Below are 16,676 nucleotides of genomic sequence, written 5' to 3' on the forward strand. Positions count from 1 at the left end.
TCAAGGGTGATAAACAACTCGCCTTCTGTGAAGCTGAACTGCTGTTCGCCAGTGTCATTTTGATCAAGCGTTCTTAGCTGACCGTCATAAGTAAACTGAGTGATCGTCGCACCATCAGCACTTTGATTTGGCATCACATCAATGGTGTTGGTTGTGATTGTTCCATCAGCTAGATTTGGCTCAGTGATATCTAACGTACCGTCTTGCATGATTTGGACATCATCACCAATGGTCACATTAAGCTGAGACACCAATGAATCGTCGCCGTCTGTATCCACAGCATAAACAGGCAGATCGAAGCTCAGATCGTTGTTATCTAAACCATCCACATGGTCTAACGCTTCAAGTAAAGTAAAGTAAAGGTGTATTCACCAAGTGTGGTTGCCGAGAAACTAATAGTGAACACTGGGATTTCAGTGTTCGAACCATCGGTAATAAAGCCAATGTAAGTACCTGGATTGGCCGAGTCTTCTTTTATCTCAACGGCAAAACCATTCGATTTCAGTGCTCCACCCACATTGAATTCAGTAGGTTCAATACGGAAACTCGCCACATCATCACTTTGGTTCGTGAAAGTAATCGTCTCAGTTTGACTTACTGTACTTCCGCTTGGCACAGAGCCATCAGCAAGATTTATTTCAGACAGAGTAACGCTTGGCACGGCATCAATGGTTGGGATATCACCATCTGTAATCGTCAGCGTCACTGTGGAGGTCAGTACGTCATTGTCTGAATCACTTGAAGTCACCACTATCGACTTCACGATATCTTCGCTAGCTGTGTGGTCTAGATTTCGGTTTGGTTCGAAGCGTACTTCACCTTCAAGAGTGATGAACAACTCGCCTTCCGTGAAGCTAAATTGCTGCTCACCATTGTCAGTTTGATCCAGAGTGCGAACTTGCCCGTCATAAGTAAACTGAGTGATCGTCGCGCCATCGGCGCTTTGCTCTGGCATCACATCGATGGTGTTAGTTGAAACAGTGCCATCAGCCAAATTTGGTTCGACAATATCTAACGTACTGCTCTGCATGATTTGAACATCATCACCAATGGTTACACTCAATTGAGAAACCAATGAATCATCGCCATCACTGTCAACGGCGTAGACTGGCAGATCAAAGCTCAGATCGTTATTTGCAAGGCCATCCGCATGGTCTAATGCTTCAAGTAAAGTGAAGGTGTATTGACCTAAATTGGTATCCGAGAAGCTAATCGTGAACACGTTAGTTTCAACGTTCGAGCCATCAGTAACAAAGCCGATGTAGCCGCCCGGAGTGGTTGGATCGGCCTTCAGCTCAACCGCCAATCCGTTTGATGTGAGAGCGCCACCAACATTAAATTCAGTCGGTTCAATACGGAAGCTTGTCACATCATCACTTTGAGTGGTGTAAGTAATAGTTTGAGTTGAACTAACCGCGCTGCCACTTGGCGCAGAGCCGTCACTCAGACTTGTTTCTGACAAGCTTACTGTTGACACATTATCAATAGTTGGGATATCACCATCGGTAATGGTCAAAGTGACGGTTGAGGTCAACACATCGTTATCGGAATCGCTAGATGTCACCATGATTGATTTCACGATGTCTTCGCTGAGTATGTGGTCTAAATTACGATTAGGCTCAAAGCGCACATCACCTTCAAGCGTGATAAACAACTCGCCTTCGGTGAAGCTAAACTGTTGCTCGCCATTACCATTTTGGTCAAGCGTTCGAAGTTGGCCATCATAAGTGAATTGCGTCACCGTTGCGCCATCAGCACTTTGATTTGGCATCACATCGAAAATCGCCGTCGTCGGTGTGCCTGCTGCTAAATCAGCGACCGTCGGCTCAGTAATATTGAGCGTACCGTCTTGCATGATTTGAACATCATCGCCGATGGTGACGTTTAACGGAGACATCAGTGAATCATCGCCATCACTGTCTACCGCGTAAACAGGTAAATCAAAGCTGAGATCGTTGTTGCCTCGGGCATCTTGATGATCCAACGCTTCGATGAGCGTGAACGTGTATTCACCTAATGACCCAGAATTAAAGCTTAATGTGAATACTGTAGTTTCTACGTTTGTGGCACTGGTCGTAAAACCAATGTAGTCACCCGACCCTGCCGGATCTTCACGTAACTCAACGGCTAAACCGTTCGATTTAAGATCGTCGTTAGTGTCGAACTCCGTTGGCTCAATACGGAAACGAACCACATCATCACTTTGATTGGTAAACGTGATGGTTTGAGTGAAGCTTACCGCGCTGCCACTCGGAGCAGAGCCATCGCTCAGGTTAGTTTCAGAAAGCGTAACACTTGGAATAACGTCAATCGTAGGGTTATCACCATCAGTGATCGTCAGCGTAACGGTTGAAGTCACCGGATCGTTATCAAAATCACTTGAGGTCACGACAATCGACTTCACGATATCTTCACTCACCGTGTGGTCTAGGTCGCGGTTCGGCTCAAAGCGCACTTCACCTTCAAGGGTGATAAACAGTTCACCTTCCGTGAAGCTGAATTGCTGCTCGCCAGTGTCATTTTGATCAAGCGTTCGTAGCTGACCATCATAAGTGAACTGAGTGATCGTCGCGCCATCAGCACTTTGATTTGGCATTACATCAATGGTGTTGGTTGTGATTGTACCGTCAGCAAGATTTGGCTCGGTGATATCTAAGGTACCGTCTTGCATGATTTGGACATCATCACCAATCGTGACGTTAAGCTGAGACACCAGTGAATCATCGCCGTCCGTATCGACCGCATAAACAGGCAGATCGAAGCTCAGATCGTTCTTATCTAAACCATCTACATGGTCTAACGCTTCAAGCAGAGTAAAGGTGTATTCACCCAATGTGCTCGTAGAGAAAGCAATCGTAAACACTGGGATTTCAGCGCCCGAACCGTTGGTAATAAAGCCAATGTAAGTACCCGGATTAGCCGAATCTTCTTTTATCTCAACCGCAAATCCATTCGATTTAAGTGCACCGCCCACATTAAACTCTGTTGGTTCAATACGGAAACTTGCTACATCGTCGCTGCCTGCGGTAAAGGTAATCGTCTCGGTTGCGCTAACTGTACTTCCGCTGGGAGCAGAGCCGTCATCAAGGTTGGTTTCAGAGAGAGTCACAGGCGGGATCAAATCAATGATCGGATCTTGGCCATCGGTAATACTTAACTCAAGCGTCGAACTATCAGTATCCCCATCACCATCTTCGGCTAAAAATGAGACCTGTTTGACGATAGTTTCACTGCTTGAGTGGTCGATATCACGAGTGACTTCAAAACTGAAGTCACCGTTTAATGAGATAGTGACGACACCTTCAGTAAAACTGAAAGTCTGGGTAGCATCGGGGAGCAGGCTTTGATCGAGTGAGTAATCAACACCGTCGTAGTTAAACGATTGAATTGTAGAACCATCTGCGCCTTCAAAATTGAACAGGTTATACGAAACAATAGTATCGCCCGCTAAGGTCGGCTCGGTGACTGATTCAACCTTATCAACTAACTCAACGACATCGTCTTTAACATTAACGAGGATCTCAGCAGCTTCTGGTGTGTTCGAACCTCCAGACAGTGCAGAACGGTCGCCATCTGCATCAACAGCATAAATTGGCAATGCAAAAGTTAACAGCGCATCTTCAGCGCCTTGATGAGAAAGTTCTTCATAAAGATTAAACTCATAGTTGCCCAATGAAGGGCTATCAATTTTAACGTCAAAGACCGTAATTCTCGAACCATTGACCTCAACATAACCTTCGTAAGTTCTTACACCGTTGGTTTCATCAATCAACTCAAGTAGCACAGCCTCGCCATTTGAAACCAAGGTGCCATTAGTATTAAATTCAGTGGGTTCTAGCTCATAATGGTCAATGATGTCACTTTCAAAAATGTCCGCGGTGATACTGCCAGTGCCAGACACTGGCGCCGTGCCCTCTTGTGAGCCGCCAACAATGCCCGCTTCATCAACATCAATACTCTCAACATTAGTAATAACAGGGCTATCGCCATCAGTAATGGCAATGTTGATCGTATTGGTTACAACATCTTGGTCAAAATCGGTAATCGTGATTGGCAAAGCGAACGTCAGTGAATCGGTACCCACTTGTTCTATCGGATTAGACTGCTCGAATTTATAGGTGCCATCGGTATCTAGAGAGATAGAGAGAACAACCTCACCTCGACCTTGGATGGACAGAGTAATCGTTGTTCCATCATCAGAAAGTCTCGCAAGCGTGTTTTGATTATCACTGAGCAACCCATCAAACTGGTCCAGTGCACTTGCATCAAATACGGCTGATTGAAGGTTATCACTACCAATATTTGAGAACGTCCCTTCGATTGCCGCGCTGCTAGTTTCAACGTTAGTGATATTGACACTTTCAACAGACGGATCTATCCCGTCAAACACTGAAACTTGTGCGTTAACGGGTGTTGCTAGCGGGTTCCCAGCGGTGTCTTCACCTTGAATATCAAAGGCAATATCTATTTGATCGCCAGTGTAAGAAACCTGACCACCGCCAACCGACGGTACATGATCAATCGGCTGGGAAATCGTTGTGGTTAGAGAAAGCTCAATGTTATTGCCAACACTGACGGCATCAATGTCGATACGTAATACTTCGTCGGTACCTTGAACACCAACGATAGAATTAGTCGTCGCGTCATAGGTGAAGATAACGGACTGACCACTTGAAGTAATGTCGCTGTTTAATTCACTAAGTAGTGAAGCGAGGGATAAAGTTTCTGGAATGAAAGAGTTAGGGGCGAGAGCTAAACTGCCAGCAATAATCGTTTCTGTCGTTGTTACAGATTGGGGATAGGTATTGCCAGATATGGAGCCTTCAGTCAGTGTTTCACTGATTGATTGGCCACCTGATGAACGAGTGATAGATCTGAATTCTTCTCTGTCTTCATCAACAGTTTGTTCTGCTAGACCAGCGGTCTCAAAGAAAGTCGATGGATGAGTTTCAGTGTAGTTATAGTCAATCGTCACAAAGCCAGCATTTGCAGAACCTAGTCCGCCACCAGCAGCCGTTGCTTCTAAGATTTGAGTCGGATCGGCACCACCTAAAATGGCTTCTTGAATTGCAGCAAGGTCGTCTTCAGTGAAGGTTTCTGCGTCTGCTTGCTGTAAGTCAAAATTAACCTCACCAGCTATTGGTGCATCTACCCATGCAGCGTTTTCATCAACACAACCGACGCAATTCTCTGCAACCGGAATCGAATCATTCTGAACGCCTAATACAAGCTCTGACTTGTTGGCCGTAATCACGATCTCATTTTCACGGATGGTATCGCCAACTGAAACTTTTCTTGCGCTGCCGTCTGGCTTAACTACGACGACATCTCCACTCGTAGCTTCAACTACCGCAACCTGGCGAGAAACTTCAATATCCATACATCCCCCGTTGTCACAAAGCACTATTTTTAAGCGCTGTGAAAATTATTTGTAATAGCAATTTCAGGTTTTAATTGAACGCATACTTAGCTCTCATCAATGGCAATCCATTGTTATGCCCAATCGGCTTGAAAAGAGAGAAGTATTTCACCTGTTTTTTTATAGTTTACTTACCCTTAAGCCTAGTCTTCCCCATAAAAAATGCCATGTCTGTGCCAAAATACGTTTTTTCACAAATAGGAGTGTTCGCTACGGACTTTCAATTCACAATAAGACATTGATTTATAACAATATTACTTATGTAAGCAAAAGTCATCAGCATATAGCTTTATCGTAACCAAACCACCATTCGCCTTTAATGTTGACCAGTAACTTTGAGCGACACCAAAAACAAAAAAGCCCACAAAGTTGAAACTTAGTGGGCTTTAAAATCAGTATGTAGCGTTACGCTTTTAACAATCAAACACTATGATTTAGCGAGGCGATTTGCCGTCCAAACATAAAGCAGCTCAAGTGCGATAGTTGCACCAGCCAATGCTGTAATCTCGCTTTGGTCATACGCAGGTGAAACCTCAACAACATCCATACCAACCATATTAATGCCCTGCAAACCGCGGATGATTCTCAGGACTTTATCTGAGTTCAAACCGCCGCATACTGGCGTACCTGTACCCGGAGCAAAAGCAGGATCCAGACAATCGATATCAAACGTTAGGTAAACTGGCTTATCACCAACAATGCCTTTCACTTGAGCAATGATCTCGTCCACGCTCATGTCGTTCGCTTGCATCGCGTCAATAACGTTAAAGCCGTGTCCTTCCTGCTTGTACTCTGTACGAATACCAATTTGCACTGAGTGTTCTGGCGAGATAAGGCCTTCATTTGGCGCATGGTAGAACATAGTGCCATGATCGTAACGACTGCCCTGACTGTAAGTGTCAGTGTGCGCGTCGAAGTGAATCAGAGCCATCTCACCGTACTTCTTGCCGTATGCTCTTAACAAAGGCAGTGTAATGAAGTGATCGCCACCTAAACCTAACAAAGTTTTACCACTATTTAGAATCGCATCAGCAGCCGCTTCTAAACGCTGAGTTAGGTCTTCTGCATCACCACAATCAAACACAAGATCGCCAGCATCAATCACCGAGGTATATTCAAATACATTGAAGTCCCAAGGAAACTTTTTGCCTTCCCACGCCAAGTTTACCGACGCACGACGAATCGCATCAGGACCCATACGAGCACCCGGTCGACCAGACGTCGCCATATCTAACGGCGCGCCCAACACAACCACATCAGCATCGTTATCAATTGGGTTCTGTACCAATGGACGACGCATAAAAGTCATCGCGTTGGAGTACAGCGAGTAATCTGGTTTGGTAAATAGATCGTTCATTAAAAATCCTCAAGATAGGTGTAACCCATCAAGCCTTGCTCTAACTCTTCAAGTACGCTTTGTTGCTCTTGTGCTGGTACTTTCGCCGTGACCAAATCTTTGTAGTTCTGACGAATCAGATCCGTATCGATGTGAACATAACGCATCATGTCTTCAACCGTATCGCCTTCATTGATGTAGTCGATATTCGCTTGACCGCTTTCATCAACATTCACCACTACGCTGTGAGTATCACCAAATAGGTTATGCATATCCCCCAAGATCTCTTGGTATGCGCCTACTAAGAAAAAGCCCATCAGGTAAGGTTCATCTGGGTTCCATGCAGGAACTGGCAGAGTCGTTTCAATACCTTGACCGTCAACATACTGGTCAATCGTGCCGTCAGAGTCACATGTGATGTCCAATACAACAGCGCGTCGCTCGTCCGCATTATCCAAACCACTTAGAGGCAATACAGGGAATACCTGATCGATACCCCAAGCATCTGGCAACGATTGGAACAGCGAGAAGTTCACGAAAAACTTATCAGCCAAACGCTCGCTCAACTCATCCAAAATAGGACGGTGGTAACGGTTCTTAGTGCTCATTCGAGAGCTAAGTTCGTAGTTAATGCGCAAAGACATCTGCTCTGCCCAAGCACGGTGTTGAAGATTCAGCATACCTGTCGCAAATTGGTTGTGTGCTTCTGCGATATCACTTTGCGTGTCGTTGTAGATCTCAATCAACGCTCGGTCATCATTGCCCGCATCTAGCTCTAAGAAGTTCTTCCACATGTTGTTTAGCAACATTGGTGCGTCAGCTTCAGGCGCAGCCATATCTTCCGGAGAATAGCTTTCTGTACCGATCACGTTAGTAACAAGCACAGCGTGATGCGCAGTCAACGAACGGCCAGATTCAGAAATGATCACAGGTTGTGGCTGATTGTAGAGCTTACAGATATCCCCTACTGTCATTACGATATTTCGAGCGTACTCAAGCAAGCCGTAGTTCATTGAGTTTGAAGACTGGCTACGTGTACCGTCGTAATCAACCGCCAAACCACCACCAACATCTAAGTACTTCAATTGAGCACCGATATCGCGCAGTTCACAGTAGAAACGAGCCGCTTCGCTCACACCATTTCGTACATCACGAATATTGGCCATTTGTGAACCAAGATGGAAGTGTACTAGCTCTAGAACATCAAGCTGATCTTCTGCTTTCAAGCGTTCAATAACGGTAAGCACTTGTGATGCAGACAAGCCGAACTTCGACTTCTCACCACCACTTGCTTGCCATTTACCTGCGCCTTGAGAAGCAAGACGAATACGCAAACCTAAACGAGGTTTCACGCCAAGTGCCTTCGCTTCAGAAAGAACAAGATCAAGCTCTGACAGCTTCTCTAGAACGATAAATACTTTATGACCCAGCTTTTCGCCAATAAGCGCAAGACGGATGTATTCTCTGTCTTTGTAACCGTTACACACGATCACTGAGCTGGCTTTTTGAGCCAGTGCCAATACCGCTAATAGTTCAGGCTTGCTGCCCGCCTCTAGGCCTAGCTGCTTTTGCTCTAATTGAGCTTGGCTCGCTAAGATCTCATCAACCACTTCTTTCTGTTGGTTAACTTTAATCGGGTAAACAAGCAGGTAACGGTTGTCATACTGATATTCGTCGATCGCTTGGTTAAATGCGTTACAGATATTGTGCACACGTTGATGCACTATTTGAGGAAAACGCACAAGAGCAGGCAAACCAATATTTCTCTGCTCTAACTGTTTTACGATCTGACTAAGAGGAACTTGATGATCGGTTTCGCTCGGTGAAACATACACCTCGCCATTATCATCAATTCCATAAAAACCTTGGCTCCAGTGCTTTACATTATACTCAGCACGGATGCGTTCCAAATTAACCGAATTTTCCAATTCTAGAGACCTCACACTATAGGGCCATCGACAGAAGATACCTCATTGGAATAGCGAGGTATAACCCAACAAAAAACGTTCAAAAACGATTTGTTGGCTGCATTAACCGATATTATTAAGAGTGAGTCCAACCATTGATATTTGTGGTTACGATTACGTTTTTTTATCGTCGAACCGACTTAAAGTGACAGGTAAGGTATTACAAGGTTTTAGGCAAAAAAACAGGCTGAAGCGCATTAGATTTAAAGCACTTTCTAACAAAAAATCAGGTGAATAAAATACCACAGACACATAAAATCCTCGGTTAGTCTGGTCAAGTTAAGTCAGGGTTGTGACAAATATAACCACTTATCTACCAGAACTGTCGCTATCATCCCGATACCTTGTATCCTGTTATCCCATGCCTATTGATGAGTGCTAAACCATGTCTGAAATGTACACTACCTACGCTAAACAATACGACTCTGCTGCCCGCGATAATATTTACAATGCACTACTTGAACGCCCATCAACAATGGCATTGCTTGACGATGTAAAAGATATGGATATTGTCGACCTAGGTTGTGGATCTGGTATTTACGCACAATGGTTTATTGACCAAGGCGCGAATAAAGTGACGTGCACCGATCTATCTCAGGATATGGTCGACTTGGTGAACGGAAAACAAATCAAAAATGTTTCCGCTTACGCTCAAGATGCCGCCCTTGGCCTACCTAGTGAAGCCGACAACAGTGCCGATGTCATCGTGTGTCCGCTAGTCTTGCACTACATTGAAGATCTAAAACCCGTCTTTGATGATCTTCATCGAGTCCTTAAGCCCGGTGGTTACATCGTCTTTTCAACACACCACCCTTTTGCTGACTTTGAATGTACGATTTCTGGTAATTACTACGAGCGTGAATTCATTCAAGAAGAGTGGAACACGGTAGGTACCCCCGTTCAAGTGAGCTTCTACCGCCGTTCTTTAACCGAGCTTTGCCAAGCGGTGACTCAATCAGGCTTGCTGATTTCAAACATCACGGAAGGCACTATCGATGAGAAAGCTAAAGAAATTTCTGAAGCGACATACGAACGACTGTCAAAGAACGTTAACTTTATCTTTATCCGTTGTGAAAAAGCCCCTGCGTAGTCATTAAACGCTTATCTTGGTGCCTTTGATTCCGTCAAAGGCACTCGTTGTCTTCTTATCTTCTTATCTTCTTATCTTCTTACGATAGCTATTATCACCCAACGTCTAAGTCACTTTTCCTCAATTCCCCTTCGAACAAACAACGTGCAACTGAACAAAAAATAAACTTTTCTCGCACATATCTTGTATTCGGTTCAATCTTCTTGTAACTTCAACTGACCAACCAATCGGTCAGCTTTCAAATTTAGGGGATACTATGAGCCATAATCTAGACCTTGAACCAAACACGTCGAGCATCAACGACATGGATCAAATGTTCAACCGACAAAAAGATCACTACCGCAGCAATGTTAATCCAACGCTTGAGCAGAGAAGAAAAAACCTCTCAGAATTAAAAGCGTTGCTAATGCGCTACCAAGGGCAATTGATTGATGCGGTGTCTGAAGATTATGGCCACCGAGCAAAACACGACAGCTTGATTGCTGATATCACCCCTTCTCTTCACCAAATTAATTACAGTGATAAGAACCTTAAGAAGTGGTTGAAGCCATCACGCCGCAAAGCCGGTTTGATGCTGACGCCAGCAAAGATCACGGTTCATTATCAGCCTGTGGGCGTTGTAGGCATAATCGTTCCTTGGAACTTTCCTATAATGCTCTCTTTAGGCCCTCTGATCACTGCGTTAGCGGCGGGCAACACTGCAATGCTCAAAATGTCCGAGTTTACTCCTGCGACCAACCGAGTTTTAAAAGCCATGCTGGCCGAAGGCTTTAGTGAAGATCAAGTCGCGATTATCGAAGGCGAAGCTGACGTTTCCGCTAAATTTAGCCAACTGCCGTTTGACCATATCCTTTTCACAGGCTCGACCTCTGTTGGTAAGCACGTCATGAGAGCAGCAGCCGACAACTTAACGCCAGTAACTTTGGAGTTAGGCGGCAAGTCTCCAACGATTATTGCTCCCGACTTTGATGTGGCTGACGCCGTTGAACGCATCCTGTTTGCAAAAAGCTTAAACGCTGGCCAGATTTGTGTGGCGCCCGATTACATCTTATTGCCACGAGAAAAAGTCGATGCGTTCATCACAGCTTATAAGCAATACTTCAAAAAGCTGTATAAAGCAGGCATTGAGAGCAAAGACTTAACTTCAGTGATCGATATGCGTCAATACAATCGTTTGAAGGGGGTGATTACAGATGCTCAATCTAAAGGCGCAGTCGTTCACACCGTCACCGAACAAGCGCAAGACGATGTAAACCACAGAATGACGCCGCACCTTCTCACCGAAGTGAACGACGACATGGTCGCAATGCAAGAAGAGTTGTTTGGCCCCGTACTGCCTATCGTTCCTTATGATTCTATTGAAGAAGCGATCAGCTACATCACAACAAGAGAACGTCCGCTTGCTTTGTACCTGATGAGTCATGATAAGCAGACTCAAGATCTAATCTTATCGAGCACGCACTCTGGCGGCGTGTGTATTAATGATTCTTTGGTGCATGTGGCTGCAGAAGACGCGCCGTTCGGTGGCATAGGCCCTTCAGGCATGGGACACTACCATGGCATTGAAGGCTTTAAGACCTTTAGTCATGCTAAAACCGTTCTAAGTAGAGGTAAAATTAACTTCACCAAGTTAATGCACCCTCCTTACAACAATCCAGTTAAAAAGATTCTGTTCAAAGTACTAAATAGATGATTACGAAAAGACAAAAAATCCTAGATGCTGCACTCTTGCTCTTCTCTCAACAGGGGCTAGAGGGCACATCTACCGGACAAATAGCGAAAACAGCCGGCGTGGCAAAAGCGACGTTGTTTCACCACTTCGAGAACAAATCTCTATTGATTGATGAACTGTTTCGCGAGCTGAAGCTAGAGCTATTCTCGACCCTTCAACCGCACACTGATGTGGCAGTAGAAGATCGCTACCAAGCTTTTAAGTTCATGTGGATCACTGGGATTGAATGGGCACTAGAAAATCCGATTGCGATGAAGTTCTTCACCAATGTTCATTTCGACCCAACAACTCAAACTCGAGAAGTGATCGTCTCGCAGATGTTCGCGTCACTAGACGAGATCATTTTGCAAGGACAAGAGGACGGTGAATTGATGGTGTTAGACATTAACCTTGTCAGACACTTCATCCATAGCCACTTTCTGATTTGTGCAAACTGGCTTATTGAGCAAAACGAATCTCCACCAGAGCAAACATCGAAGTACATCAATGATAGCTTTGATATGTGTTGGCGAGCTGTCGGCGGACAAAACCTGTAATTTGCACATTATTTGAAGCTCTTCCTTTCAAAGAACACTCTAAAGCGCCTCATAGTTATATAGGCGCTTTAATTATTTGGATACATTTTAATCACATCACCATATTGACTTTAAGCACCCTCTTTCAGTACCATCCCACCATCATTTCAAAAGAGAATAACGCCATAATGAAGTACTAACATCCTGATATCCGATTTATTTTTATAAAAATCATTTGGACACTCGGGGTTAGTGGGCGTTACTTCGTCATCTATTTTCGCGACAAATCAAGCTCTTAAAGATCCGTTTTTTGACAAGCTACATCTTTAAGATCAGTACCTTAAAGACAGAAATCAGATCAGCACTCTATTTCCTATCTTTGATTGGTACGCTACCTAAGTAACGTCTTTGGCGATCTATAAATAGAATTCTGTGTAGGGTTCTATATAGAAAAATCGCCTCACCCCTTTTACTCGTTTACACGTAAAGGGAGGTATTTTTATGCCTACTATATTAGCCAACAATCTCTCATTCCAACTCGATACTGGTGAGTGGTTATTCAAAGACATCACCTTTAATTTGAGCACTCGCCTCACCGACCTAGTCGGAAGAAATGGGGCTGGAAAGTCACTACTTCTTTCGTTACTGATCGGGCAAAAACAGCCCACAACAGGCAGTATTTCGCGCCAAGGTTCGATCGGCTTTTACTCTCAGTTGCCATCAACGCTACTGGATTCCGCCACCACCATCGCTGACTTCTTAGGGCTCACCGAAAAGTTAGATGCATTAAAAGCTATAGAGCAAGGTAGCTGCGAACTGCAGCACTTCAATATCGTTGGAGATGATTGGGATTTAGAGACACGTACCCAGCAGTTGCTAGGTACACTAAAGATCACTAGTGATTTGAACACGCTTTGTTGCTCTTTGAGTGGTGGGCAACTCGCCCTGTTACAGCTTCATCAGCTGTTCGTATCAAATAACGACATACTGATCCTCGATGAGCCTTCGAACCATTTGGATAACGATGGACGCAATTGGTTACTAGAACAATGCCAGTTGTTTGAAGGCAAGGTACTTGTCGTCAGCCATGATCGAAGCTTATTGAGACAAATGGACGGGATCTACCATCTAAACAGCTTGGGCGTACGTTTCTATAAAGGAAATTATGATGATTACTTCAAACAAGTGTCTAGCCAAAGCGAAGCGCTAGACAAACAGATTGCGCATCATCAGTCCGAAAAGAAACGACTCGAGCGTCAAACTCAAGCCAACAAAGAAAAGGCGCAGCAGCGAGAGTCTCAGGGAAACCGACTCAGAAAGTCAGGTAGCCAACCTAAGATATTATTGGACGCTATGAAAGATAAAGCAGGTCAAAGCCAAGCCGCGTCGGCGACAAGTCAAAGGAACCTCATTGACCAAAACCAACATAAACTTCAGTCGCTTAAAGAACAGAAAGAGCGGATGAAACCACAAGCTTTGTATCTACAGCAAAGTAATTGCAGTAAAAAGAGCTCTTTGTTAACCGTTGAAAACTGCCGCCTTGTTTACGGCTCAGGTGCGCCAATCAGTTTCTCTTTATCACAAGGGGAACGGTGTTATCTAACCGGTGCTAATGGGTGTGGAAAGTCGACACTGTTAAAAGCGATTCATGGCCAACACTCGAACTATATCGGCTCAATTAAGCGCTTAGGGGCAACCGTCTACTTGGATCAACATTTTGGCCTGTTAGACACCAACGAGACGATGTTTGATAATTTAATGAAGCGTAGCTTTGGATTAACAGAGAGCGACGCGCGAACCCTGCTCGCTGGAATAGGATTCAGGCGAGACTCCGTATACCGAAAAGTGGCTCATTTAAGTGGTGGTGAAAAAATGAAACTGGCGATGTTGATCGTTAGCCATAAGCAAGACACCCCGCTTCTATTACTCGATGAACCGGACAACCACTTAGACATCGACTCAAAGCAAATATTGGCGTCCGCTTTGCGTGAATACAAAGGCGCATTTATCTTGGTTAGTCATGACAGCGACTTTGTTGAGGAGGTCGGCGTCAGCCAAAGCCATATCCAGCTTTAGTCATATGCCTAAACCTTGAGTCTTAAACCTCAGCCAGTTAGGCGAGCTTCATTACTGATGCTCGCCTTTCTCGATTGAGACAAGTAAACTACGCGCCTCGAACATCTATTCATAAGGCTAAGGTTTGCATACTCTAGAACAATTAAAATCAGGACAACTAAACGGTATTACGCGCTTACAACTGTCAGAAGGTCTCACCGAGTTTCCTTTAGAGATATTGGAACTTGCTGATTCCCTTGAGATCCTAGACCTTTCAGGCAATCAACTGTCAGATTTACCAGAAGAGTTATCGCAGCTGACTAACCTGGGAATTATCTTCGCGTCGAATAACCTGTTTACGCACCTGCCTGATGTTCTAGGTACTCTTCCTAAGCTCGAAATGGTTGGCTTCAAAACGAACCAAATCAAAACCGTTAGCGAGCAATCTTTGCCAGCTCAGTTACGTTGGTTAATCCTGACCGACAATGCGATCGAGGTTCTCCCTCACTCTTTAGGTGAAAGACCACGCCTGCAAAAACTCGCATTAGCGGGTAACAAGATTCGCGTTTTACCAGAAAGCATGGAAAACCTATCAAGCCTTGAGCTAGTTCGCCTATCTGCAAACCAACTGACTGAATTCCCAGAGTTCCTTATCAAGCTACCAAAACTGGCTTGGTTAGCCTTTGCGGGTAACCCGTTTTGCAAACACCCAAGCAGCTTAGATAGCGTGCCTGCCGTGAGTTCGCAATGCTACTCACTCAATCAAGTGCTGGGCCAAGGTGCATCTGGCGTGATTTCTCATGCTAACTGGTTAAACGGTGACTTTGATTTCCCACAAGAAGTGGCCGTTAAAGTATTCAAAGGCGAAGTCACCAGTGATGGCTACCCACACGATGAGCTAGAAGCTTGTTTGCAGACTGGCTACCATGGCAATTTAGTGAAATCTATTGCCCAAGTTGATGAAGATGACTATTTGGCTTTGGTCATGGAGCTTATCCCAAGCAACTATTACAACCTAGGTTTGCCCCCTACTCTTGAAAGCTGTACTCGCGATACGTTCAACGAAGGCTTTGAGCTTTCCATTGCTCAGATCAAGAGTATTACAGAGCAGATGATTGATGTGTTTGAACACCTTCATGCCAACAAGGTCTGTCATGGTGATTTGTACGCACACAACACTTTGGTTAACGAGCAAGGTCAGATGATCTTTGGTGACTTTGGCGCTGCAACTATCTACGGTTACCTAACTGAAGAGCAGCAACAAGGCATTCGTAGAATTGAAGCGCGTGCATTGAAGTACTTTATTGAAGACCTTCTGACCGTATGTGCAAAGCAAGACCAAGACAGCGAGCTTTATACTCAACTGGCGAACTTCGAAAGCTTAATGGCTTAATAGCGCGTTGATTGGAAGTAATCGGTCGAATTGAAAACAACAAAGCCAACATCACTGTTGGCTTTTTTATTCTTGGAACATCACTCATTCTAATGAGCAAGCAAGGTCGACTAAAAAGGATTAACGCTCAGCCTGCACCAATTTCAGATACGAATGCAGCTCACCATTTTTATATTCCACCGCAGAGTGAATATTAAGGTCAGCACCAGCCACAACAGCAAACTGGTAGCGGTTATCACCCTTCAGAATCTCGACGTGTAACAAACCGTCTCCTAACTGCCACTGCCCTGTTGTTTCAAATCGATCGAACAAACGGTATTCAGTTAGAGAGCCGTCAGCATTAAAGTGCACTTCAGTGATATAGCCGCCGGGGCAACTCTTCACCCACACTCGACTCTCGATATCACTGACAGTAAAGTCACGCTTTGTATCACGCCACGCTAGAAAGCCTTCACTATCATAAAGACCAATGTCGAGATCAATTCGAGAAATTAACGGCAGCTCAGTTTGCTCACGACAATAAAGTTGAAGCAAAATTTGCTGAACTGTTTCATTCTGTAATTCACTCATTGTGACTTCCCTTCTCATTGCTCTACATTAGACGCGGTATTGATCAACAAATTCTATTTAAAGCGGGCTACACAAGCTCATAAGAAACCACATACAGCTGAGAGATACCCGGATAGATATCTTGAATCACGTCTTTGAGTACTTGCAGCGTCATGTTCTCTTGCTGAGCATGGAATTCACCTAAGTCATCAAACAAAATTGGCTCAACGCTGATGATCTTAAGATTACAGAACACACGTCCTTGCTCTAGCGTTGATACTTCCACAACACTGCCTGGTTGGTAGTCACGCTCAGATTCATCGCGAATAGTAATCGTCTTCTTGCCAGAAAGGATGTCAGTTTCAAAACGTTCGAAGAACGTCATAGTGGTAGGTGCGGTCATTTATCTCAGTCGCTTAACATTAGAGGTTAGGTAGATGTTTATATACCAGAATGCCTGTTCAAGCGAATAAAAATTAGATGCGGAATTTCATCTCGTCATATATGGACCCACCCAGTTTGCAAGTAATTTTACACGTTTGGTAATAGAGTCATTGCCTTCATATATTCGGCCTATTTATTGAGCACATTATTATTGTGTTCATGGCCCTGATGTAATC

9 protein-coding genes and 1 pseudogene are annotated in these 16,676 nt (G+C 44.5%); 5 read left to right on the top strand and 5 right to left on the bottom strand.

Annotated elements, in window-relative coordinates:
* From H5300_RS20525 to speA, 3 genes and pseudogenes are all read right to left on the bottom strand, one after another.
* Nucleotides 1–5,380, bottom strand: a pseudogene (locus tag H5300_RS20525) (retention module-containing protein); the annotation flags it as partial.
* A 466-nt stretch (nt 5,381–5,846) separates the two neighbouring features.
* Nucleotides 5,847–6,776 carry an agmatinase gene (gene speB, locus H5300_RS20530; RefSeq protein WP_004733508.1) on the bottom strand — a complete coding sequence of 310 codons (930 nt, stop codon included), beginning with the start codon at nt 6,774–6,776 and terminating at the stop codon, nt 5,847–5,849.
* Complete coding sequence (gene speA, locus H5300_RS20535; protein ID WP_065680285.1) at nt 6,776–8,683, bottom strand: arginine decarboxylase; 1,908 nt, start codon at nt 8,681–8,683, stop codon at nt 6,776–6,778. The genes speB and speA overlap by 1 nt, the downstream gene beginning before the upstream one ends.
* A gap of 424 nt (nt 8,684–9,107) precedes the next feature.
* Here speA and H5300_RS20540 point away from each other — a divergent pair, with 424 nt between their 5' ends.
* From H5300_RS20540 to H5300_RS20560, 5 genes are all read left to right on the top strand, one after another.
* Nucleotides 9,108–9,812 carry a class I SAM-dependent methyltransferase gene (locus H5300_RS20540; RefSeq protein WP_102514565.1) on the top strand — a complete coding sequence of 235 codons (705 nt, stop codon included), beginning with the start codon at nt 9,108–9,110 and terminating at the stop codon, nt 9,810–9,812.
* A 256-nt stretch (nt 9,813–10,068) separates the two neighbouring features.
* The gene (locus tag H5300_RS20545; protein WP_061021560.1) at nt 10,069–11,505 is read left to right on the top strand and encodes a coniferyl aldehyde dehydrogenase; all 1,437 of its coding nucleotides are present in this window, start codon (nt 10,069–10,071) and stop codon (nt 11,503–11,505) included.
* Nucleotides 11,502–12,080, top strand: coding sequence for a TetR/AcrR family transcriptional regulator (locus H5300_RS20550; protein WP_065605092.1), 579 nt, complete (start codon nt 11,502–11,504; stop codon nt 12,078–12,080). The genes H5300_RS20545 and H5300_RS20550 overlap by 4 nt, the downstream gene beginning before the upstream one ends.
* Before the next feature lie 480 nt (nt 12,081–12,560).
* Nucleotides 12,561–14,135 (top strand): ABC-F family ATP-binding cassette domain-containing protein, encoded by a 1,575-nt coding sequence (locus tag H5300_RS20555; RefSeq protein ID WP_182796745.1) that lies wholly within the window; start codon nt 12,561–12,563, stop codon nt 14,133–14,135.
* Between the two features lie 124 nt (nt 14,136–14,259).
* Nucleotides 14,260–15,507 (top strand): leucine-rich repeat-containing protein kinase family protein, encoded by a 1,248-nt coding sequence (locus H5300_RS20560; RefSeq protein ID WP_182796746.1) that lies wholly within the window; start codon nt 14,260–14,262, stop codon nt 15,505–15,507.
* 120 nt (nt 15,508–15,627) lie between these two features.
* On the opposite strand, the gene H5300_RS20565 is transcribed toward H5300_RS20560, so the two are convergent.
* Together H5300_RS20565 and yqfB are read right to left on the bottom strand one after the other, a co-directional pair.
* The gene (locus H5300_RS20565) at nt 15,628–16,077 is read right to left on the bottom strand and encodes a hypothetical protein (RefSeq protein ID WP_102535306.1); all 450 of its coding nucleotides are present in this window, start codon (nt 16,075–16,077) and stop codon (nt 15,628–15,630) included.
* A gap of 67 nt (nt 16,078–16,144) precedes the next feature.
* The gene (gene yqfB / locus H5300_RS20570; protein WP_004733516.1) at nt 16,145–16,459 is read right to left on the bottom strand and encodes a N(4)-acetylcytidine aminohydrolase; all 315 of its coding nucleotides are present in this window, start codon (nt 16,457–16,459) and stop codon (nt 16,145–16,147) included.
* Between the last annotated feature and the right edge of the window lie 217 nt (nt 16,460–16,676).

The sequence above is a fragment of the Vibrio sp. SG41-7 genome, from assembly GCF_014164465.1.
Classification (GTDB): domain Bacteria; phylum Pseudomonadota; class Gammaproteobacteria; order Enterobacterales; family Vibrionaceae; genus Vibrio; species Vibrio splendidus.